The organism is Bartonella sp. MU70NMGDW (assembly GCF_042194085.1).
GTDB lineage: Bacteria > Pseudomonadota > Alphaproteobacteria > Rhizobiales > Rhizobiaceae > Bartonella > Bartonella grahamii.
In genome coordinates this window covers 1-22,823 of the sequence record NZ_JBHIMK010000011.1, presented here as the reverse complement: position 1 = coordinate 22,823, position 22,823 = coordinate 1, and the positions used below count along the sequence as shown (strand labels likewise).

General features: G+C 39.5%; 23 protein-coding genes. 8 read left to right on the top strand and 15 right to left on the bottom strand.

All coding sequences use genetic code 11. The features are described from left to right. Positions 1–3: 3 nt before the first annotated feature. From ACFIKE_RS02200 to ACFIKE_RS02160, 9 genes are all read right to left on the bottom strand, one after another. Positions 4–255: a hypothetical protein gene (locus tag ACFIKE_RS02200; protein WP_375627417.1), complete on the bottom strand. Its 252-nt coding sequence runs from the start codon at positions 253–255 to the stop codon at positions 4–6. Then, a complete protein-coding gene (locus ACFIKE_RS02195; protein ID WP_375626747.1) occupies positions 252–521 on the bottom strand; it encodes a hypothetical protein in 270 nt (89 codons plus the stop codon). The genes ACFIKE_RS02200 and ACFIKE_RS02195 overlap by 4 nt, the downstream gene beginning before the upstream one ends. After that, positions 518–1,549 (bottom strand): AAA family ATPase, encoded by a 1,032-nt coding sequence (locus ACFIKE_RS02190; protein WP_375648295.1) that lies wholly within the window; start codon positions 1,547–1,549, stop codon positions 518–520. Before ACFIKE_RS02190 ends, ACFIKE_RS02195 begins: the two co-directional genes overlap by 4 nt. A 334-nt stretch (positions 1,550–1,883) precedes the next feature. Beyond that, positions 1,884–3,866: a transposase domain-containing protein gene (locus ACFIKE_RS02185; RefSeq protein ID WP_375648294.1), complete on the bottom strand. Its 1,983-nt coding sequence runs from the start codon at positions 3,864–3,866 to the stop codon at positions 1,884–1,886. Continuing rightward, the gene (locus ACFIKE_RS02180) at positions 3,863–4,321 is read right to left on the bottom strand and encodes a hypothetical protein (protein ID WP_375648293.1); all 459 of its coding nucleotides are present in this window, start codon (positions 4,319–4,321) and stop codon (positions 3,863–3,865) included. The genes ACFIKE_RS02185 and ACFIKE_RS02180 overlap by 4 nt, the downstream gene beginning before the upstream one ends. Next, a complete protein-coding gene (locus tag ACFIKE_RS02175; RefSeq protein WP_375648292.1) occupies positions 4,318–5,256 on the bottom strand; it encodes a ParB/RepB/Spo0J family partition protein in 939 nt (312 codons plus the stop codon). The genes ACFIKE_RS02180 and ACFIKE_RS02175 overlap by 4 nt, the downstream gene beginning before the upstream one ends. Further along, on the bottom strand, positions 5,256–5,654 hold the full coding sequence (locus ACFIKE_RS02170) for a hypothetical protein (protein ID WP_375648291.1): 399 nt from the start codon (positions 5,652–5,654) through the stop codon (positions 5,256–5,258). Before ACFIKE_RS02170 ends, ACFIKE_RS02175 begins: the two co-directional genes overlap by 1 nt. Then, positions 5,638–5,778 carry a hypothetical protein gene (locus tag ACFIKE_RS02165; RefSeq protein WP_375648290.1) on the bottom strand — a complete coding sequence of 47 codons (141 nt, stop codon included), beginning with the start codon at positions 5,776–5,778 and terminating at the stop codon, positions 5,638–5,640. Before ACFIKE_RS02165 ends, ACFIKE_RS02170 begins: the two co-directional genes overlap by 17 nt. Before the next feature lie 73 nt (positions 5,779–5,851). Then, positions 5,852–6,157, bottom strand: a complete 306-nt coding sequence (locus ACFIKE_RS02160) for a helix-turn-helix transcriptional regulator (RefSeq protein WP_005864619.1) — start codon at positions 6,155–6,157, stop codon at positions 5,852–5,854. Positions 6,158–6,309: 152 nt separating this feature from the next. Here ACFIKE_RS02160 and ACFIKE_RS02155 point away from each other — a divergent pair, with 152 nt between their 5' ends. Together ACFIKE_RS02155 and ACFIKE_RS02150 are read left to right on the top strand one after the other, a co-directional pair. Continuing rightward, positions 6,310–6,840 (top strand): helix-turn-helix transcriptional regulator, encoded by a 531-nt coding sequence (locus tag ACFIKE_RS02155; protein ID WP_375648289.1) that lies wholly within the window; start codon positions 6,310–6,312, stop codon positions 6,838–6,840. Positions 6,841–6,920: 80 nt separating this feature from the next. Beyond that, positions 6,921–7,439, top strand: a complete 519-nt coding sequence (locus ACFIKE_RS02150) for a helix-turn-helix domain-containing protein (RefSeq protein ID WP_375648288.1) — start codon at positions 6,921–6,923, stop codon at positions 7,437–7,439. 798 nt (positions 7,440–8,237) lie between these two features. Here ACFIKE_RS02150 and ACFIKE_RS02145 read toward each other — a convergent pair. Then, the gene (locus tag ACFIKE_RS02145) at positions 8,238–8,516 is read right to left on the bottom strand and encodes a hypothetical protein (protein ID WP_375648287.1); all 279 of its coding nucleotides are present in this window, start codon (positions 8,514–8,516) and stop codon (positions 8,238–8,240) included. 125 nt (positions 8,517–8,641) lie between these two features. Between ACFIKE_RS02145 and ACFIKE_RS02140 the strand changes: the two genes are divergently transcribed. Then, a complete protein-coding gene (locus ACFIKE_RS02140; protein ID WP_375648286.1) occupies positions 8,642–9,124 on the top strand; it encodes a GNAT family N-acetyltransferase in 483 nt (160 codons plus the stop codon). Positions 9,125–11,071: 1,947 nt separating this feature from the next. Here ACFIKE_RS02140 and thiD read toward each other — a convergent pair. After that, positions 11,072–11,926 (bottom strand): bifunctional hydroxymethylpyrimidine kinase/phosphomethylpyrimidine kinase, encoded by an 855-nt coding sequence (gene thiD, locus ACFIKE_RS02135; RefSeq protein ID WP_375626066.1) that lies wholly within the window; start codon positions 11,924–11,926, stop codon positions 11,072–11,074. 129 nt (positions 11,927–12,055) lie between these two features. On the opposite strand from thiD, the gene ACFIKE_RS02130 reads away from it, so the two are divergent. The 3 genes from ACFIKE_RS02130 to ACFIKE_RS02120 all read left to right on the top strand — a co-directional run bounded on the left by ACFIKE_RS02130 (position 12,056) and on the right by ACFIKE_RS02120 (position 16,128). Next, positions 12,056–12,853 carry a lysophospholipid acyltransferase family protein gene (locus ACFIKE_RS02130; protein ID WP_375626067.1) on the top strand — a complete coding sequence of 266 codons (798 nt, stop codon included), beginning with the start codon at positions 12,056–12,058 and terminating at the stop codon, positions 12,851–12,853. A 711-nt stretch (positions 12,854–13,564) separates the two neighbouring features. Continuing rightward, positions 13,565–14,656 (top strand): D-alanyl-D-alanine carboxypeptidase family protein, encoded by a 1,092-nt coding sequence (locus ACFIKE_RS02125; RefSeq protein ID WP_375648285.1) that lies wholly within the window; start codon positions 13,565–13,567, stop codon positions 14,654–14,656. A 410-nt stretch (positions 14,657–15,066) separates the two neighbouring features. Then, on the top strand, positions 15,067–16,128 hold the full coding sequence (locus tag ACFIKE_RS02120; protein ID WP_375626071.1) for a CobW family GTP-binding protein: 1,062 nt from the start codon (positions 15,067–15,069) through the stop codon (positions 16,126–16,128). Positions 16,129–17,449: 1,321 nt separating this feature from the next. Here ACFIKE_RS02120 and ACFIKE_RS02115 read toward each other — a convergent pair. From ACFIKE_RS02115 to ACFIKE_RS02100, 4 genes are all read right to left on the bottom strand, one after another. Further along, the gene (locus ACFIKE_RS02115) at positions 17,450–17,602 is read right to left on the bottom strand and encodes a hypothetical protein (RefSeq protein ID WP_375648284.1); all 153 of its coding nucleotides are present in this window, start codon (positions 17,600–17,602) and stop codon (positions 17,450–17,452) included. Between the two features lie 84 nt (positions 17,603–17,686). Continuing rightward, entirely contained in the window at positions 17,687–18,436 is a 750-nt protein-coding gene (locus ACFIKE_RS02110; protein ID WP_375648283.1) for a L,D-transpeptidase family protein, read from the bottom strand. 38 nt (positions 18,437–18,474) lie between these two features. Continuing rightward, positions 18,475–19,431 carry an acetyl-CoA carboxylase carboxyltransferase subunit alpha gene (locus ACFIKE_RS02105; RefSeq protein WP_375625548.1) on the bottom strand — a complete coding sequence of 319 codons (957 nt, stop codon included), beginning with the start codon at positions 19,429–19,431 and terminating at the stop codon, positions 18,475–18,477. A gap of 90 nt (positions 19,432–19,521) precedes the next feature. Then, complete coding sequence (locus ACFIKE_RS02100; RefSeq protein WP_375626075.1) at positions 19,522–20,448, bottom strand: site-specific tyrosine recombinase XerD; 927 nt, start codon at positions 20,446–20,448, stop codon at positions 19,522–19,524. 260 nt (positions 20,449–20,708) lie between these two features. Here ACFIKE_RS02100 and ACFIKE_RS02095 point away from each other — a divergent pair, with 260 nt between their 5' ends. Both ACFIKE_RS02095 and aroB read left to right on the top strand, forming a co-directional pair. After that, complete coding sequence (locus ACFIKE_RS02095) at positions 20,709–21,341, top strand: shikimate kinase (RefSeq protein WP_375626296.1); 633 nt, start codon at positions 20,709–20,711, stop codon at positions 21,339–21,341. Next, a complete protein-coding gene (gene aroB, locus ACFIKE_RS02090) occupies positions 21,316–22,449 on the top strand; it encodes a 3-dehydroquinate synthase (RefSeq protein ID WP_375625546.1) in 1,134 nt (377 codons plus the stop codon). The genes ACFIKE_RS02095 and aroB overlap by 26 nt, the downstream gene beginning before the upstream one ends. The last annotated feature ends 374 nt before the right edge of the window (positions 22,450–22,823 follow it).

Below are 22,823 nucleotides of genomic sequence, written 5' to 3'. Positions count from 1 at the left end.
TCCTTATGTTTTTTGAAAACGACGAAATGGCACAACATCCCCTGAAGAAGGCGCACATCCCGCTTTCAATTGCCAACGACACCGCATAAGCTCATGACCTAAAACGTGGTTATAGCCTGCCAAACGACGCAAATACTCATTCAATTCTCGAACATCTTGTCCATGCATAAAAATGCCATTCACCTCATACTGTAAAAAGGCAGAGCGCAAAGCAATCAAGCACTCTCTCACCATATAAGGGTTGCGTTCCATCATTTGCTTCCTCCAAAATCCATATAAATCACACGATTGCTCTTATCTTCATCTCGATCAGAGCTGTCACACTCAGCCAAAACTTCTGCAACTTCAGCTTCCAAAACCGCATCCGCCTCCCCCAAACGGTGAACACTCAACTCCAATTCAAGCAATAACGCTAAATCAACACACAATTTAAGCTGTTCTCCAATATCAAAACCGCATTGATAATCGTCATAAAGACCAACAAGCGTATCGGATAATTCTTTGTCGCATAAAGGGATCATGCCAATTCCTCCACGTCACGGTTTTTCCATGCCGCTTTGACATGTTTCACGGTCACCTCACACCCATCTCCAAGAGCTGCCATGCGTGCCAACATCATGGTTTTGTCAATTTGCCGCAAAGCACCAGCCTTTAAGCCTATCCCTGTCAAAAACTTTATCGCACCAACATCTTCAATCCCCCAATCATGAATGCGCGCAGCAATATCCTCACTATAGGGCTTGCGACGCTTCAGATGCATCGCCAATCGGCTTTTAATTTGCGCATAAGAAGGACCATTTTGACGATGAACCAACCGTCCCGAGATCTCATCATTACCAACCAAAGCGAGCCCCGTGCCATTGATATCAACAAAGTGGCGCAACTGATTAATCGCCTCATCCGTTAAATTTTGCGCCTCATCAACGATCAACAACGTGCCACTGCCCACGCGCTCTAATTTCTTACCAATCGCACGCGTTAAGCGGGTGGGATTATATTCCACCACTTCCAATTCTGCTGCCATATCATTCAAAATACCGTGAACACTGCGCGTATGTGGGCTTGCTGTCACCAGATAAACATGCGGGCGGGTAGAGCGATAATGGCGGCAGGTTTCGGTCTTACCACTGCCCGCATCAAGCGTAATCATCACCATATCCCCCGTACTTTGTGCCAGTGTTAAAGTGTCAATGATCTCACTGGCAATTCGATTCCTCTGAAAGGCTGGTTTTTCAGGGATCTTCTCCAAAAACCCCGCCGTTTCCTTTAAAACCTCAACCCATTGTTGAACCTTTGCATTTTGCTTACCCAATTGCCCCGCATAACTGCCCGCATACCATTGCGAAAACGTCCCATCGGGCATGCCAATGCGCCGCGCCACCTCTGCTTTCGACCAATCATTCATTTGTCCCAAAGCTCTCACCGCATCCACAAGCTCATTCCATAAAGCAATGTCATCACTGTTGCGGTTTTGTGCTGTTCCATTGGGCTGGATTTTAGGTCGCGCCCAAGGATTTTTATCGACCGTTGCATTTATCGCGTTTTTCATGTATATTCCCCTTTCGTATTGATTTTAGACTATTGATAAGGGGAAGGGCTCCCACCCGCCCCTTATCTTTTGTCTTCAATAAACATTTAAAGCCGTACGCGATACTAAAACGGCTAACCTTGCAAATCCCCTCTCTTTCTCACGCATCAGAGAACTTGCTAACTCCACGCATCTCTCCCGATCAGGCAAAGACACCTAGAAACTTCATGTATTGATTAAACTTTTAAAGGATTAAGATTCCTCCCCCCCTTTCTTTGTTAACGCTTCAAGCTGATACGCGATACAAAACCAGCTTCCTTTTGAGAATTCTTACAAATCCCCCCTCTTTCCTTTCCTATCGTTTAGGAAACTTGATCACCTCACGCCCCTCATCAGAGGCGGAAAGCTTTCTCAAAGCTTTATGCAAGTGTTGACTGAATTCTTCCTCCCCCAAAGCCTCATCATCGTCTGCTTTCAAAGCTAAATTCCCCACATTGTTTGGCATCAAGCGGCTCACCTTTGGCTTTATCGGAAGCTTAGATTTCAACGCTTCATCCTTTTTCTCAAAGCGCCCATAAACATCGGCCAAGTGATCAGGCGCAAGCTTTGCTGCCAACTGTTTTTCTGCTTTAACAGCCTTCACATATTCTTTACGCAAACGCCCATTCAAGCGCGCCGCCTGCTGGTCATAAAAACCTACATCACAAAGGCATGGTGCCAAACAAAGCAACCGATTGTTCAAATCATAAACCCGTAAATCTTGATGCAAATTATCCGGATCAAAGCGTACAATCACTTTTTTCCCCGCATGCTCATTCAACGCCCGCGCCCAATAACGATTGCCATAAAAATGGATCTCGCCCGTACCCTTTTGCGCACGCAGTGCCTCAGAGGTTAAAAGCCATAAAGCCCGTTGTGCTGCCGTTGCTTGCCGAATAATCGTCCCCTCGGCTTGCAAGCTCTCTGCAAAGGTCTCATCAAAACTGCGCCCCGCACAATTGACCGCCTTACGCCCCGCTTGCGCATTATGCGCCACAATTTGCGCACCAACATGGGCTTTAAATTCTTCAAATCCTATCGCGCGCTTGCCGTAATCTTCAGGCTTGGCATCCGGTTTATTGCCCGTATAAGCCCCCGCACAAAAGGGATGTTTCGAAATCGCTTCTGCCAGATCACGCCATGCCCGCTCAATCGGTTTAGACTGTCCGCTATAAGGGGTGGTCCATTGCAATTGCACACCCAAACTCGTCAAAAGCCCTTGCGGATCATCCGGCTTAATCTTAAAACGAAAACGGTTTTGCACACCTCCAGAAATCCACTTGCTGGTAAAGGCACGCCCATTATCCAAGGTCATGCGCTCTGGTATTCCATAAGCTTCCACCATGTCCCCAATCACCAAACGCACAATTTCCCAAGTCTCAGCATCCGACAGGCGCCACGATAAAATCTTGCCCGAATAAAGATCTTGAATGGCAATCAGATAAAGCCGCACAGGCTTCTCTCCCCAAGGAACACGCACAAAAACATCCAGCTTATGTCCATCCATATTCACAGCTTGCAATGCATGCAAGCTCGAGCGATCACGCCGTTGGGCTGGATAAAGCTTTTTTGCCTTTTCTTCTCCCTCACGCGCTAAAACCACAACCGCTTTGGAAACTTGCGCCTTAAAACGACGCCGCAAAGCCCGCTCAGAAGGAATGGGCTCAAAACCCCGCTCCTGCGCAACCGAAACCATGCGCCGATAACACGCCGAAAAAGCAGGTTTAGAGGGACGCAAATAATCCGAACAAAAAACCTCCCACGCCCCCTCATGACACGGCGCAAATTGCGAAACATTCTCCTCACCATAACAAGGCGCAAGCGCTGCCAACCAATCAGGGCGCTCATACCCTTCAACCATCTGCCGCCAATTAAAAAGCGACATCCGGCTCACACCAAATTGCACAGCACTCAAACTTGCCGCATCATGCACACCCATACCGGCATGGAGCAAATCTTCCCAAAAACAAAGTGCCTTCAAACGCTCTTCACAGCGCCTTTTATGCGCCTTTGAAAGCCCCTCATAACGCACCCAAATACTTGCCTTTTGATCGCTTTTCTCTGTCTTTTCTTCTACACAAACCCCACCAAACCGCACCAACAATGCCGCCCGTGCCCCCTCCGGCAATAAGGAAATGTGATACTCCCAAACCGGCTTGGTTTTGCCTCCCACTTTCCTCGAAAGTTCAGAGTTTTTTCTCCAATATGCCCGTCCGTGGTTTTCAAGACTTTTATATGTTTTCGGCAACCCTGGCAAAGCCGCCTCAGCCAATTCGGCAATACGAAACCACTCCTTCATGGCTGCCCCCTTTTAATGCGAACCGGCGTTGCGCGCATGAGTTTCAATCGCGCTGCAATCTCCCGCTGTTCCTGCTGAAGCCGCGCAATTTCTGCTAACCGCGCCTCATCCCCTTGCAACAGCAACAATCCATCTTCACTCACCACCTCATCCCAGAGCCAATAGGCTTCTGTCGCCCGCACAAAGGCTTTAAAACGCGGCAGGGAAATATCCACCTGCTTACTTTCTGCCACATAAGCATCCAAACTCGCCTTACTTAAACACCCAATCCCTAAATAATGCGCCATACGCTCCGCAATCACACTGCGCTCATGCCGGCATTCTCTCAAAGCCCGCGCCATCGCTCGCTTAATGCGTGAGCGAAACCGCCCTAAATCAATCTGCGCAACGGGTTCACGACAAGGAAAAACCGGCTTTTGGAAAAAATCAAGCTGCCCGGAACCATGCCTCTTCATGCCTGCTCCTCCCCTTGTTCTCTTGCAAGATAATCATAAAACCGCGCCCGTGTCTGCGCATCCGCCCTCTGCCACACACCCAATAACTGAGCAAAAACCCGCTCTTGTTCATTAATTTGCGGTGGCGTATTAATCCCATTGACCAAATCAACAGCCCGCCGTAAATCCCCCTCAACCTGTTGCAAAGCAATCGCCACCCGCCGTTGCGCAACCGGCTCCATCTTGGCAAGCTTCAACAATTGCGCTTGATTATCCGCCAAGGCGGTCCCCCGCAAAACCGCCCGCAACTCCGGCTGTAAATGCTGGGCAATGCTGTTAAGACGTTTTACTGATTTTGAGGACAAACCGATACGGTCCGCCACATGTTCGGCAAAGTGCAAACTTTGCACTTTGCCATTTAAGTCACCATCATTTGGCAAAGGGACAACTTGTCCCTTTGCCACTTTGTCTCCTTCACACCCAGTTTCGTTATGCTCTGAAGAACCATCTTTTGGCAAAGGGTAAACTTTACCCTTTGCCACTTTGTCCTTTGTATATTGATTACCATGGTCACCGCCACGTTGAATCTCCCCATACTTCTTTTCCCACAATTCGCGGTAAGTCTGGACAAAAAGCGCACGGTCAATAACAGACAACTCATTACGAAAGAGGTTTTCTGCCACTTCTAAAAGCGCAGCATTATCCTTATCAGCCTGCACCACAACGGCATCAATATCACTATAGCCCAAAAGCTCAGCAGCACGAAGCCGATGCGCACCAGCAATAAGCGTATAATTACCCTCTTTAGCATTAGGGGTATGGCGCACCGTAATGGGATTCATCAATCCCTCCCGCGCCATTGATTGTGCAAGTGCCTTGGCATGCTCATCATCCACAGGGCGTATACGCTCCGGCACCACAATCACATCAAGAGCAAGCTTTTGAAACTGTGCCATCACGCCGCCGCCTTTCTGATCTCTTTAAAGAATAAATCCATCGCACGCCCCGCCCATCTTTGATAAGCTTTCGCAAAAACGGGTTCTTCCAAACGCCGGTTAATCACTTGCATAGATAAAGAAATAGAAGTCCGCTGACGTGCCTGTATCGCAACAATACGCCGCCGTGGCACCTCAAACTGATAATGCAAGATATGAATAACAATCTGTCGTGCTAACGCCGCATCAAATAAGCCATGCGGGGGGTCAATAATATACCGGATCGGCAGATGCTTAAATCCACTACTCACGGCTTTTAAAGAACAGGAAAGCATCATTTGTAATCGCTCAGCTTCTGAATAAGGATTAAAAATTTCTCTTTTTGCCTCGGGCGTCCATAAATTATAAGCAGCAACCATGACCACCCCCTATAAAAACAATATGACCACCATCTAATCGCCAGAACCAACCCATGCAAACGGCTGTTCTATGATGCAACTCTGTGCAATTTATCTTGCCTATTTCGTACTGATCTTTAGACATTGATAAACCTTTTTATCTTATGGTATTTAAATTCATGGCAAATGCGCAAAAACGCAAAGCCGTGTAACGAAGTTCAAGCAGCATTACCGCGCAAAGCAGAATGCGCACGCGAATCTGTGTTGGCATGTTTTGCTGCTTTAAAAATGCGACGGCGACTTTTGGGGTAGCGGTCGCTAAAAACCTGCTCAACGGGCAAACCGATAAAATCGGCAATAGCACGTTCGGCTTTCTCGTTAGACCGTGTCCAAATGTGTTGAACACTGGATGACGAGAGTTGATAAGCTTTCGCGAGCTCCGCCAAGGTCATATTACGGCGGCGTAGCTCAGCTAAAATACTATGGCGATCCCATACTTGGATGCATGTTTGGGTGGTTGTCATAAACTTCGCTCCTGCTTCAAACGGATGCTCAAACCATCCGTTTTTTGTGGGGTTAATTGTAAAATATCTGCCCTCTATATCGGGCGGTAATATGTAGTTAATCCATTTTATATGTTTTGTAAACATAAAAAATGAATTTATGAGGTATTTTTTTGGCACGTCCCGATTCAGAACCAAAAACACCATTGGCAAAACGCCTACGTGACATAAGAAAAATGCTTGGAAATGAAGAACGCGGTGCTTTTGCAAAAACTCTTGATTTAGCGAAAGGTACGCTCGCAAATTATGAGCTCGGTGTAAATGAGCCACCAGCATCTATCGTAATTGCCTATCACAAAATTTATGGCGTAGACTTTCATTGGCTTCTCACTGGAGAAGGCGAAATGTTTAGTGACATGTCAAAAGCGAAAGCAGCAGGCTTTAAAGCACCCACCATTCCTGCTGGTCTCATGAAAAAGCTTGGTCGTATAGCTTATACAACCTATCGCGATGCTAAAATAAAACTCCCCCCTGAAGATATAGCGGAATTAGCGGCGGAACTTTATAAAAAACTGCAAGAGCTTGTTCAAGACATCAACGACATGGAAGAGGTCGAAGCGACTTTCCCTCTTCTTAAAATTCATTTAAAGCGTCAAATAGAAGCTGAAAGAGTACATCTAGAAGCTACACAAGATACGGCTTAATGCCTCTCTAAGATGAATGGGGGAAGCTCTTTTTAAAATCCTGTAATTTAAGCTAACCTAAATATAAATAAGGAGCATTTTTGGCACGCCCCGAACTAGAACCTAAAACACCATTGGCAAAACGCCTACGTGAAGTGCGACTCGCCCTTGGTTTCACAGAGCGTAAGCAATTTGCTAAACATTTTGAAATTCCCGAAACGACTATGCGCAATTATGAAACGGGTTTACGAGAGCCTCCTGCATCTATAATGCGAATATATAAAGATCGCTGTGGAATATCCTTAGACTGGCTTGTCACTGGTGAAGGCGAAATGTTTAGTGACATGGCAAAAGCGAAAGCAGCAGGTTTTAAAGCACCCACCATCCCTGCTGGTCTCATGAAAAAGCTTGGTCGCATAGCTTATACAACCTATCGCGATGCTAAAATAAAACTCCCCCCTGAAGATATAGCGGAATTAGCGGCAGAACTTTATGGAAAACTGCAAGAGCTTGTTCAAGACATCAACGACACGGAAGAAGTAGAGCTTATTTTACCTCTTTTAAAACTGCATTTAAAGCGTCAAATAGAAGCTGAAAATGCACATCCAGAAACTAAATAAGATACAGCTTAATGCCTCTTTAATATGAAAAATGAAAGTGGAAATCTTTTTACATTAAAAAATTTATATAAATTATTGATAAACAATACTTTTTACTCAATTTTTAGAGATTTCCACTTATATATGGAAATCTTTTTTGCTTTTTTGGTTATTTTTGGCTGATTTTGGAGTGAGCTTCACAATTTACCGAATTTTTTTCACAGGGTCTTCAAAGGCGGTTTTCTGGGCTTTCACAGACTTTTTAAAATTTTTCACAGGGTTTTCAAAGACCTTTCAAAGCCCTCTCTCATTTTTACCTTTGAAACGCTCTTTTTTCTAATTTTTACTATTTTTCGCTCTTTTTTACAATTTTAGGTGTCAAAATCTATTTTGACAAAACGCGCATTTAATGCTAAATTTTATACATAAAAACAACAAATTACCACGTATTCCTACCTAATCCCACCTTTTCCCACTTAGTATAAAACCTAGTGTCAAACTACAACAAATTTATTTTTTCAAAGTTTTTTTAAGATTCATAATTTCTTATGAAGCATCTATTGGTTTGGTGTCTTAGATTATCAGATAACAATTTTTAACTTAGACGGATTTTTTCTGGAAGGTTGCTGTTGTCTGTTAAGTCGTTAAAGCCGTGTAAAATAAGCTTGAAAAGCGAAATGAACAATTCCCATTGGTTCATGACGCTGCTTAGCAACAATAACTTTATTTCTTGCCATCCCGAGAATAATTTTTTCACTATTGGCAGCAGATCTTTTGCGGCTTTGCAGATTATAGAAGCTTATGTAAAAGAATTTGGGATTACTTTTGAGCTAACGGATTTTTTACAGCCCCAGTATTAAAAAATGATGAGCAATTACAAAGAGAGCAAATATTAAACAAATCAAAAATTGACTTATCGTTAGAGAATAACTTTTTTTCAAAGGTACGTTTTTTACCGAAATTATGCCCTAAAATGAAGGTTGTTGATTTTCCAAATGGAGTATCTTCTGTTAATTCAACATTTGCTTCAGACACATTCAATATTGTCTCTGCTAAAAGTTTACAAAAAACTATACCTACAAACCAAGCAAAATCCATAATCCATTCCTTTAATGCACAAAAACTACCTTTAGCTTGGTGGGTTGGACCTCATTCGTCTCATTATAAAGTTGATGAAGTTCTCTTAATCTATTGGTTTAGAGCTTGTTGAAACAGAGGTAGGAATGGCAGCTTTAGCACAAAATATAGACTCACATGTTACTTCTACGCCAGATAATTTCAAAATCAAGGAAGTTGAATCACTTCAAGATTTTAGAGATTACGGAAATGTTATGGCATCAGTATTCGAGACTTTTGATGAAGAAGCGGTTATATTTTATGAAACAATAGGCCGTTGTTATAAAAAAGATCCCGATGTAGAGATGTTCGTTGGTTACATAAATAATAATCCTGTAGCAATATGTTTTTGTATTAAAGCAGATGGAGTTGGTGGAGTGTATGATATTGTCACCAATCCAGATTTTCAGAAAAGAGGTGTTGGGATATTCATGACAAAAATTGCTATTAAGCATTTAAAAAGAAAGAAATGCCATGTTATTGGTATGCAAGCATCTCACGAGGGAATTGGCATTTATAAAAAATTGGGTTTTATAAACTTTAGTGAATTTAAAGTTTATTCCAATAAACACATGATCATTGAGCGATGAATTCTTTTCATCGATAAGCGAATTTATTATTTTCAGCAAAACTCAAATACAGAAAACCAATCTATACAACCAAGAAAGTTTAGCCAATCTCCTTTAATACTGATAATGAAAAGCTAAAAAAGTTATTACAGATATAATTGTTTCAAATGACTCACTCAATTTTTCTTACTTTTATGATTTTCAGGATCATTGTCTTAAAAAAGATATCTATAAAAGATCTAAGTTGAACAAGTGAAAATTTTATTTGATATGATTGATAATTTACTATCTGTTACTGATAATTATAAAAAACTCGAAAGCAAATATTTAAAACTACAGTTACATCATAGTTTGTTAGATGGTTAATCTGTTAGTCAATTAATAGAAAAAATCTTCGCTTTATACAATAACCAAAGGAGCTTCAAAACCCTTTTAAAGGTCCTTTATGTATATTGTTTCTTTTTTATATCACAGTTGATAATGAGAAATATCTCACGCTAATTGTATTATTTTTACACGAAATAAACTGTTTTCACCTACTATTTGAATAAATTAAGTTTTTGAGATTTCTGGCACATCATTTGAAATGACAAAAGAAATCTTCCCTTGTACTTGTGCAAACAGCATGAACATCCTTTGATAATTCTCTTGCTTGAACAAATTCTTATCCAGAATAATCTTCAACACAAAAATAAATCAATAATTTGATTCATAGAGGTAATTTATCATTATTCATATTAAGCAATCGTCTCAAATATCATAGGATTATCTCATTTCAAATCTCTATATATTAAATCACTCACAATCATCTGCTTACACATCACAAGCGGAATTGACGTATCAATAAAATTCACTTGAAGAAAGGAATAAAAGTTCTTCTTATAAACGCTCTAAAATACCAAAGCTTATCGCAACATTGGGAGCTAAAAATAGTATAGGGGGCCCCTTTCACCTTAAAAACGTAAAAATGGGAAGCATAATAGCTTTACACTTCATAGAGGCTGTAGACCATTCACGAACGTTATTATAAATGATGGATGTGACACACCTTGAGAGAAATCTCTTTAAAATAAACATGTGAATTAACAATGTAAGTGCATTCTACTTGAAGCATACTATTTTACATGAGGAACATAACTTCAATCAACGTAAAATAAGGTGTTGAACAGTCATAGCGCACAATAAAATCAGATCGTTTTAAATACTTAATGATGAAATCCGTTAAATGACAGAATAAAAATTCAAGTTTGAAAAGATTAAACCACACGCTACAGATCTATTGAAACTCCGATTGAGCGATCAACTACTTTCTCGCTAAAACTTAATCACTATAAATATAAAAACCTTAAAACCCGCTCTAAATCCGTGAAAGTTTCTAGATCTTGCTGTATTAAATGTTGAAACTCCTCACAGCTGCTCATCTGAAATGTCAGCAATTTCATAAAGCAGTTCCATAAAAAGAGGATAATGACGTTGTAATATCCGAAAAAATTCACCACATCGCCTGAAAAATCATTGATAATTCCATCAGGACGTATCAATTACCATTTAGAAAACCCTACCCATGCCGACAAAAACTCTGTAAATGTTAGATATATTCAATAATTTTGATAACGATTTTGGCTCATCCTGTTTTGCAACCAATATAATAAACAGCAAATATAGTGGGATCAGCCAGTTTCAATATCGCCTTGTAAAAGGCCTTTCCCCCTACCCTTTTTTCTATCAAATCCTGATTTTACAATTCCTTGCTCTCTTTTTTATACTCAAAATTGCCTCTGAAACAGGATACATTAATCTTAAAAAATATATAAAAGAAACAAATTATAACATTTTTTTCTCATCCTTCTTAATACGAAATAATTGTTAAACTACAATGCACTAACACTTACCAGTCATAAATCCAAAACAGCATATAATGACGAAACAAATTCATAGAGTGAAGATTTTTCACAATCAATTGTTGTATTAATCTTTCCATAATGCATAAAAATGATGAAGCGGCCCTCGCCCTTTCCCTACTTTTAAAGCATTTGAGGCAGTTAAAGCGCCATGCAAATAATCTTTTGCTTGTTTAACAGCGCAATCCAAGGGTTGGGTAGGTAACAGAGCTGCAATAGCGGCAGAAATGGTACACCCTGTCCCATGATCATGAGTGGTTGAAAGACGAGAAGCTTCAAGCATAAAAAGGTTTTCACAATCACAATAAAGATCTGGACTAGAACAATCGTAATTTTCTGTACTATTTCTGCTAAGCGTATTCAAATGTCCCCCTTTTAACAAAACTGCATGACACCCTAGCGCCAAAAGTCGTGGAGCATATTGATACATAGTCTCTAAAGACCATTGCACTTCACCTCCCAATAACAGTGCAGCTTCAGGCAAATTTGGCGTGATCAAAGTTGACATCGGCACAAGAACGTCACGCATAATTTCAATTGCATCAGACTTTAAAAGAACATCACCACTTTTTGCAACCATAACCGGATCAAAAACAATGAAACGCGCTTTATGATAAGCAAGACGTTGTGCAATAACCTGTGCAATCTGAGCATTTGCAACCATACCAATTTTAACGGCATCAACATGGATATCCTCAAAAACAGAATCAATTTGATCTGCAACAAAAGAAGCATCTAATGCCTGAAAAGAACGCACACCTTGAGTATTTTGTGCAACAACAGCTGTAACCACACTCATCCCATAAGTTTTCATAGCTGAAAAAACCTTCAAATCCGCCTGCATTCCAGCGCCACCAGAAGGATCTGTTCCCGCAATAGATAAAATCCGTGGAATAAAAAGTTTATCTTTTTGTAATTCCATCAACCTCTTTCCTTCTGTTTTTAAATATCGGAAAATAAGTTACCGAAAAAATAGATGTTTGAAAAAACATAAAGAAGATGTTTTCTCATGTGAGTTATATTATATATGAAGTCTTCTTATAGATATAAAATGGAAAATGTAGTGCTTATCCTTCGTTCTATTCTTTTTACGTTCGCTTTTTATACAACAACTCTCATACAAATGATTCTTTACGCTCCCGTTTATTTTTTAATGCCCCGCAAAAAGGCATGGATTGTCCCTAAAACATGGGCGCGCGTTACACTCTTTTTGCAAAAATACATCGCAGGCACAAGTTATGAGATTGAAGGATTAGAAAATCTTCCCAAAGGACCCTATATCATTGCTCCAAAGCATCAATCGGCTTGGGAAACTTTCAGTCTTGTTCCCTATTTTGATGACCCCACTCTCATTTTAAAACGTGAATTGATGTGGATTCCATTGTTTGGCTGGTATATGGCAAAAACACAAATTATCCCCATTAACCGCACAACGCCCATCAAAGCCTTAAAAATGGTTATACAAAAAGCAAAAGAGAAAGTAAAACAAGGGCGCCAAATCTTGATTTTTCCCGAAGGAACACGCCGACAACCCGGTCAAGAACCAGATTATAAGTCAGGAATTGTCGCGCTCTATAATGAATTAGGGCTTCAAGTTGTGCCTATTGCACACAATGCGGGTTTATATTGGCCACGCAATAATTTTCGCCGCTATCCCGGAACAATTCGTGTCCGTATTCTTCCCCCGATAGAAGCTGGTTTAAGCAAACGTGATTTTCTAGATCAACTTGTCCAAAAAACTGAAAAAGCGTGTGATGAACTGCTTCTCTTAGCAGCTCAAGATCCTACCCCTCCTCCTATGCCACCATACGCTGTTCAGAAACTTCAAAAACTAAATCATTCATCATGAAACAATGTGCTGATTGATCAGAATAATGCATCACTTTGTATATTGAGCAGAGTATATGGAACAAAAATATAAGAAAGATACTTCAAACTTTCTAATTCAAAATTATAAAACACATGTACATTACAAGAAATGATTGATGTGTGAATTTTTTTGAGAAAGAATTCTTTCTCTCTTTAAAATCGTTTAAACAACATACATCATATTGATTTATAAGGATATTTTATCTTTATTCAACTTGAATGAGAACCCTGAATACCTTAAGATTCTCTCATTTCAAATCTATTCCATTTTGAATTAATTAGAATCGTTTGCTTGCACATTACAAGCGAGGATATCTGTGTGAATAAAACGATACAAGAAAAGATTAAAATGCTTTTTACGAACCGTCTTAATCTCAAGTGCCGAGGGCTATCCTACCAGGAGGACAAGAAAAATGTATGATTATGCCGATTCGTTCCTTCCTGAGAAACATCAATCCCCCAAAAACCTGAAATCTTGTGCAATCTTCATTATTTAAAAAGTATTTCTTGAGATACTTAAGCCATCAAAACAAATTCAAGGGGAAAATAAAAATGAGTATTGGTTTTTATCTCCGAGACACAACGAATACAGCAATTAACCATCTTTCCTCCCTATCCTAGACTTAAAAGCTTTGTGTGCTACATTAAAACAATTCTAAATAACGAATAAGAAGGAACTAGATTTAAATTAATGCAACGTCTCTTCTATAATTTATTTTTTTCTGTGATTTTGAGTTTATCGAGCGCTGTTGCTCTAGCGCAGCCTTTTATTTCTGTTGATGTTACAACGGGGCATATCTTAAAACATAATCAAGCTTTTGAGCGTTGGTATCCTGCTTCCTTGACAAAATTAATGACCGCTTATGTTATTTTTCGTGCCATGAGCCGAGGAGAAATTTCACCAGACAAACATATCACCATCAGCGAATACGCCGTAAAAGCTCCTTCATATCGTTCAGGCTATAAAGCTGGTTCCGTACTCACACTTGATACAGCCTTAAGTATCACCATGGTTAAATCTGCCAATGATTTAGCCATTGCCATGAGTGAAGCTGTTGCAGGTTCACAGAAAAATTTTGTACGTAAAATGAATAGCGAAGCTAAACGTTTAGGCATGTTTGGAACGCATTTTGCGAACGCAAGTGGTTTACCAGACTCTCAAAACTACTCCACGGCACGCGATATTGCTCTTTTAGCCGTTCAGATACGTCGAGAATTTCCACAATATGCTCATTATTTTTCTATTCCAGCAATTGATTTTGGTAATAATCGAAAAATCCAGCATAACTCAAACAACCTCATTGGCCGTTTTTATGGAATAGACGGTATGAAAACAGGCTTTATTTGTGCCTCTGGTTTTAATCTTGTTGCCTCAGCCACCCGTAATAAACGTACAATTATTACTGTCATTCTAGGTGCTAACAACATAACTGAAAGAGAAGAAAAAGCTGCACAACTTCTTGAAACAGGATTTTTGCATCAAGGAAGCCCCCAATTAACACTAGCAACATTAAAACCTTATGGGAGAAATATAACACAAGCCAACAATATGAGACAACAAACATGCACACCTGAAGCCATAAAAATGCATGCAAATTCATATGATGATCAAGGAAATATTATCCTCACTTCTCCTTTTATCACTGCTCCACCTTCTTTTTCTCATCCTTTATCAGTACACCTCATTCGTACGCCACAAACACCTAAAATGACAGTAAAACCACTAAGAAAGCCCCATAGTTCGTATAAAAGGCACGCAAACCATTCTATAAAAAAGCCATAAATCATAATCTACGATTAATTATAAATACTTTGATTTATAATGATAATTAATTATTTGTATCTTATGTCAGAACCACAAATGTTGTAAGATTCTCTCATTTCAAATCTGTATTTGTTGAATCAATAAAAAACCAGTTTCTTGCACGTCACGAGGTAGAGGAACATGTAGATAAAATAATTAAAACAAGGAATAAAAATTCCTCCTATAAGTTCTTTCAAGAACCAAGAATTATCATAACATTGACGCTAAAAAAGTGTATGATATACCCCGAATACACCTACCTTTATAAGTGTAAAGATAGTGATACAATGGATTTCATAGGGTATTAACCATTATATCGGACACCATTATAAATTTGTTAGACGTACTAAGATATGTTTTTTTAAATGAAACCATGATTGATGATTAACATGAAAATAAAGCGCATCCCTCTCACGCTTATTACTGGTTTTTTAGGCTCTGGCAAAACAACTTTGCTCAACCGTATGTTACAAGACCCTCTTTTAACAGAATGTGCTATTATCATCAATGAATTCGGTGAAATCAGTATTGACCACCTTCTGGTTGAAAAAACGACAGAAGGAATTATTGAGCTTGCCAATGGTTGCTTATGCTGCAATTTACGCAGTGATCTCATCGATACATTAATTGATTTAATAAATCGCGTTCAGACAGGACAGATCAAACAACTCCATCATATTATCATTGAAACCACAGGGATGGCTGATCCCGCCCCTATTTTACAAATACTTTTAAGCCACCCGTTGTTTATTCAAACATTGTCTATAAATGCTGTTCTTGCAACATTCGATACATTAAGCACACTTTCCATATGTGAGCGCTATCCTGAAATATATAAACAATTAATATTTGCTGATAAAATTATTCTCACCAAAACAGACCTTATGGCTCAACAAACGCTTTCAGATACGCTCCTTAACACACTTAAAACGATTAATCCTACAGCACAAATCATTGACGCCCATTCTGAAGATTTCTGTTCAAAGCTATTAATAAATAACACATTATGGGATGAAAAAGTAGAAAATACAAAACTTAAACAAAATCTTACGAATACCCCACATGATCATACCCCCCATAAAACCATTCGTACCTTTTCACTCAACTGTGAGGGTCCTGTTGATTACGCCACAATTGAAGCTTTTTTAGATATCCTACAAGAGCGTTATGGTACAAAATTATTACGTATTAAAGCAATTATCGCATTGCGTGATGACCCTTATCGCCCACTTATATTACATGGCGTACAAACATTTTTTCATCCTCCCATAAGATTGTCAGAATGGCCAAAAGGAATAAAACAAACACGTTTTGTCATCATTGCCGATGGTGTTGAAAAAGAAGCAATACAAAAGCTCCTCAATGCTTTCTTTAATAAACCAGCAATAGATACTGCAGACAAAACAGCTCTCTTAGAAAATCCTCTAGTCATTCCAGGAATAAAATTTTAATTTTTTCTCCCCTTCAATGATATAACATTAAATTCATTGGCACCACCATCTTTATGCTTTTAAAGGAGCAAACCGGCACCATCACACACTTTGCTAATCGCCAATATCGAACAACTCTTGGCACTTTAAATGGTTCGTAAAAAGCGTTTTAGTCTTTTCTTACACAGCTTTACCCCCGCGGCTATCCCCGTTTGTAATACGCAAGCAAATGGTTTTAATTGATTCAACATGGAACAGCTTTTAAATGTGAGAATCCTACGGTATCCAAGATTCTAATTCAAGTTGAATAACGCTAAAATCATTATAAATCAATATGTTATAAATTTATAAACATTCCTATTCAAGTTTATTCACATAATGGAATAAAAAATAAGAAAATACACATTTTTAACAATGCTTTCTACACAATAATGTCTCCTATAAAATTATCCGTACCTTTTCACTGGACGGCAAAATCACTATAGACTACCACAATTGAAATTTTTTAGCTCTCTTACAAAACCGCATGATGCAAAATGACCACGTATAAAAACACTCCAACGCTAACATATTACCCTTATCTGTAAAATAGTCACCCTCACACAAAATAGAACATCATTGTATCGCGAACTCACGCATTCGTTAAAAAAACCGTCTCTCAATACGCATCATCCCTATTTCAAAACGCTACCTACAAATAATATAATACAAAATTCTCCATAAAATGTATAAGCCCCATTCTCCATCTTTACTCCATAAATATGCAAGCTGGTAGCCTCATGCTCTTGCCAGTTGAAAATGCTTTGGAAAACCTTGGTACTTTAGAGTACTCATGAGAAATATCTGTACTCCTTTCTTTAAGAGTTTTATTCACATACCAATCCAATTTTATGGCGTGCAAAAAACGGTTTCGATTAATTCATCATAAACAGATTTTAAGATAAAAGGATCTGGTGATATTGAGTCCCTCAACTCAAATTGCAAAATTATAAATTATTATAAATCAAATTGTTATGATGAAAAATTTAATATCCATCAATCTATAATCAGACTGTTTTCTCTCTAAATGCGCTTCATCTGCAAACCACTTCATGTGATTCATTTCACAAACCGATTGGACAAATTCTTGGTTCTAAAATATTCTGCTCAACTCTATATTTACTCCAGTTAATTGAAATCAAAATCCCTGTTAAGGTAAAAAACCAAAATCAGACAGAGGCAATATCGCATTTTAAAATATGTGAATGTATCTTATATAACAGCATGATAAGACAATATTTTACAGCATGAAAGAATAAAACTCTTTGAAAGAAATAAAAAGAGAGGTACATTTTATGTTAACTTACTCTTCACTAAAAACGAAGATTGGCACCAGTACCGATGTAAAAATAATCCAACTTCTTTGAGAAAATTCCTCTTGGTTTCCCACTTCATCTGATTTACTTGCATAAGGCTCTATGAAAAAACTCTGCACTTTAAAAGATTGACTACCCACTTAGACACCTTATGCGTAAAGTTTTTTCATATCCTGTATCGCCATTTATAAGTAATAGTACGGTGCAGCAGGATACAATAACACTCACTGTATTAGAGAAACTGAAGTTTTATCAATATCGCGATTAAAAACGTAACGTTTTCCATAAACTTCAACAGTTGGAGGCTGACGATTTTTTTCAAAAAAATCATAACCTTTCTTAAGCATAACCCAGAATTGATAATGAGGATCACTGCTATGACGTAACATATTATCCTCGGTCATGCGGAAAGGAAAAGCCTGCAACTGAAACTCTCTTTGTCCTCCTTTAAAAGCATCCCGTGCAAACGCATAAATCTGAGCCATATTCTTATCACTCATAGAATAACAACCTGCGGAAAAGCAAGAACCATGCACCATAAGATTGCTTCCTGTACGACCATTTTCCTGATCATAAAGGTTAGGAAATCCTATATTAAAAGAAAGATAATATTTTGAATAAGGATTCATTTGGTTTGCGCTAATAGTATAAAAACCCTCTGGTGTCTGAAGATCCCCTTCTTTATATTTAGGTCCAAGCTTACCAGACCATTTGCAAATGCCATAGCGAGCAACCAAGATAAAAGGCCCTGAACGAGATTGCTTCCAAACTTCAGCAAGATTTTCTTCCTTGAAAAATCGCATTACAATTGGTGCATAAGGATCAATATCGTATAAAGCCATTCTGTTCTGGATTTCTTGTGGCAACGGCTGCTCAACTTTGGCACGAATAGAAGCTGGCAATCTTCCCCCACATGCCGTCAATATTCCCATTAAAAACAACACACACACAGCGAGGAATCTTCTAAATGTCATCGAATAAAACTCCAATCAATCCCCTCACAAAAAATAACCTATGTTAGAGATCGACCAATTTGAAGGTATTTTTCCCTTCGCTCTTGTTTAAGAGCTTCACCATCTTTTCCAGCCATAGCTTTTAACGCCTCTGAAATAACATCACCCGTTGCATCAATGACAATCTCTTTGCCACGATGCGCCCCCCCTAAAGGTTCCGAAATAATGCCATCAATAATCTTTAAGCGATACAAGTCTTGAGCGGTAATACGCATATTCATTGCAGCATCTTTTGCACGAGCTGGATCACGCCATAAGATAGAAGCTGCTCCTTCTGGTGAAATAACAGAGTAAATCGCGTGCTCCAACATATAAACTTTGTTGGCTGCAGCAATTGCTATCGCCCCTCCAGAACCGCCTTCTCCAATAACAACGGAAACCACAGGGACTTTCAAACGCAAAGTTGCAGCTGTTGATTGAGCGATTGCTTCCGCTTGCCCACGTTCTTCAGCGCTTACCCCAGGATAAGCACCTGCTGTATCAATAAAAGTGAGGAGTGGCAAACCAAAGCGGTCAGCCATTTCCATAATACGTACAGCTTTACGATATCCTTCTGGGCGTGCAGAACCAAAATTATAGCGCAAACGTGTTTGTGTATCGTGACCTTTCTCTTGACCGATATAAGCAACTGCTTCTCCCCTAAAACGTGCAAACCCAGCTTGAATAGCCTCATCTTCAGCAAACTTGCGATCTCCTGCCAAAGGTGTAACATCACTCAATAGGCGTTTAGAATAGTCCATAAAATGGGGACGATCAGGATGACGAGCCACTTGTGTTTTTTGCCACGGCGATAATTTTTTATAAATATCGCGCAACGCTGTTTGAGATCGCGCTTCAAGACGAACAATCTCATCGCTCATATCAAGACTGCCTTTTTCCTGAGAAATTTTTTTTAATTCAAGAATTTTCCCATCAAGATCAGCAACTGGTTTTTCAAAATCAAGATAATTATACATTTGTACCAACTCATTCAGTGTCACTTATACACTTATAATTTGCTTTATAAAGTCTTTTTCAAAAACATCACCTTTTCTTTAACGAGCCTTTTACTCATCGGCAAGTGGATGATGCTCATTAACTAAACGATAAAGTCCCTCTTCCAACACATGGGTATAAATCTGAGTGGTAGCAATATCAGAATGACCTAACAAATGTTGAACTGCACGCAAATCGGCACCATTTTGCAAAAGATGACTAGCAAAAGCATGGCGCAACACATGAGGAGAAAAGCTATCACTTTCTATTCCTGCTCTTCTAGCGAGATTTTTCAACTCCCGCGCAACAACTTGACGAGCAATATATCCTGTCTCGGAATTCGCAGGAAAAAGATAAGGACTTGCGACATCCTTTCCCTGATCACGTAAATTTAACCACTGCAAAAGAACTTGATATGCTTTTTTTGATAACAGCACCATTCGTTCTTTTTTGCCCTTACCACGAACCAAAATGCTGTATGCTTTCCCCCGAACAGCCTGCACAGGCAAACTCACCAATTCACTAATACGTAATCCTGTTGCATAAAGCATTTCACTCAATAGCTGAAGACGCAATGCACGCAGATAATCCTTAGACCCATAATCTGCTTGATTGACTTCTAACTGTGCTAAATCAAGCAATTTTATCACTGCATCTTCACTCATGATTTTGGGCAAAGGGCGCCCCTGACGAGGTGCATCAATATCATGAGAGGGATCATCTGCTCTCAACCCTTCAGCATAAAGGAATTGATAAAACTGACGCAAAGTCGATAAACGGCGTGCTTGTGACGATGCTGCAAAACCAAAAGTATGCATAAGCGACAAAAGGGCAATTAAATCTTCTTTTTGTGCTGAAAAAAGCGAAACAGAGTGTGAAGACAATTCGTCTTGTGCCCACTGCAAATCATGCTGATAAGCCGCAAGCGTATGAGGTGAAGCTCCTCTCTCCGCGCTCATCATCTCAAGAAAATGATCTATCACAGCACCACTTTTCATTTCATTGATTCGCTTCCGTAGAAAGATTCCATGAATCCAAGGGAACATCGATGTACATATCCACAGTTACTGGTTCAACCCAAACCACAAGAGCACCCATTATAATGAAAAGAACAGAAAGCAAAATGAAAAGAATCATCAAAAATCTGGTCAATGTTGGCATAAGATAATAACCTACCCAAAAATATTCTATCTCGTATTATGCCTCACAAAGATTAACAGGAATTGACTTTAAGATGGATAAATGCCGAAATAAAGTTATGAAAAGCAATCGACCAAAACGCGTCCCTATAACACAAATAAAGAATCAGCTCTTATCGTCCCTTGATAAAAAAGCACTTGTCCTTGTTGGTCTTATGGGAGCAGGCAAATCAGTGATCGGAAAACGCGTCGCCACCATGCTCCGTTTACCCTTTTATGATTCTGACCAAGAAATTGAAAAAGCTGCGCAAATGACAATCACTGAACTCTTTGAAATTTATGGTGAATCAGAATTTCGTGCTCTTGAACAGCGTGTTATTCTGAACCTAATGAAAAAAAGTCCCCTTGTTTTAGCAACAGGTGGTGGTGCCTACATAAACGAAAATATCCGAAAAACCATTCATCAAAATGGTATATCCATATGGCTAAAAGTCGATCTTGATATCCTCATGCAACGTGTCTCAAAGCACCCAACACGCCCCCTGCTTCAAACAGCCAATCCTAAAGAAACCATGCAAAAACTCATGGAACAGCGTTATCCTATCTATGCAAAGGCAAACTTAACAATTAACAGTCATAAAGAAAGCCGTCATACCGTAGCACAAAATGTTATACGATCTGTAGAGCACTACCTATACACAGAAATTAACAATAGGGAAAATCAGCATGCAAACAAAGACCGTCACTGTTAAACTGGACAAACACTGTTATGATATCATCATTGGTCCGAGTCTGATTGCCCAAGCTGCTTCACAGATTAAACATGCTCTTAACAAAAAAGATCCTCATCCAACGCGCTTGGCACTTGTTACAGATACAAATGTTGCTTCCCTTCATTTGGAGATATTACAAGCAGAGTTAACAAAAAATAAAATTCATACTGTCCCTATTATTGTAGAAGCGGGAGAACAATCAAAATCATTTTCAACCCTGCAAGTTGTCATCGATCAAATTCTTGCTGCGCGTTTAGAAAGAGGCGACTGTGTTATTGCTTTTGGCGGTGGTGTCATTGGCGATCTAGCAGGATTTGCGGCAAGTATAATCCGCCGTGGTATGAACTTCATTCAAATGCCCACAACGCTTCTTGCACAAATTGATTCCTCCGTTGGTGGAAAAACTGGAATCAATAGCCAATATGGTAAAAATCTTATTGGTACTTTTTATCAACCGCAATGCGTTATTGCTGACACATGTCTTCTTGATACCCTACCACCGCGCGAATTTCGTGCTGGTTACGCAGAAATGGTCAAATATGGACTCATTAACCAGCCTAATTTCTTTGAATGGCTTGAAAAAAATGGACAAGAAGTCTTTTCTAATGGCCCTATGCGAACAGAAGCCATTGTCCGCTCATGCCAATTTAAAACCGCCATTGTAGCACGTGACGAACAAGAAACAGGAGAGCGCGCGCTCTTAAATCTCGGCCATACATTTGGACACATGCTTGAAACAGCAACGGCTTATGAATCAAAGCGTTTAATTCACGGTGAAGCTGTAGCAATTGGAATGATTCTAGCGCATCAATTTTCTGCTCAACTAAATTTGATAAACCCCACACTTACACAACGCATTGAAGCACACTTCAAATCTATAGGTTTGCCTACACAATTAAAGGATATCCCAGGGAAGTTACCAGATGCTGAAAGTTTAATAACTCTCATTGCCCAAGATAAAAAAGTTTCGCAAAACAATTTGACCTTCATCTTAACACGCGGACTTGGTCAATCATTTATTGCAAAAAATGTCTCTCCGGAAGCAGTTTTGACTTTTCTGGAACAAAAATTAGCAGAAATTCGTTAATTTATATTGAATATAATTGATTCGTTTTTATACTTCTATTAAAGGAATAAGTATGATGATGTCTGCGTAGCTCAGTAGGATAGAGCACAGGATTCCTAAAGAAATTGGGCATTTTGAGGAGAAATCCTCAAAGTGAATCTGCTCAAATTCGGGGAAAGCTTCATGGGAGACTATATGCCAATCCCGAGCCAAGTCTCTCTTCAAATGAGAGAAAGGTGTAGAGACTGAACGGGCAGCACCTAAAGAGCAAAAGCTTCAAGGTGAAGAGACAGTCCAGACCACAAACAGCCGTGAAAAGCTGGCGGTGAAAATCGAAGTGGTATGAATCCTGGGGTCGCAGGTTCGAATCCTGCCGTAGACACCATCGTATCAAT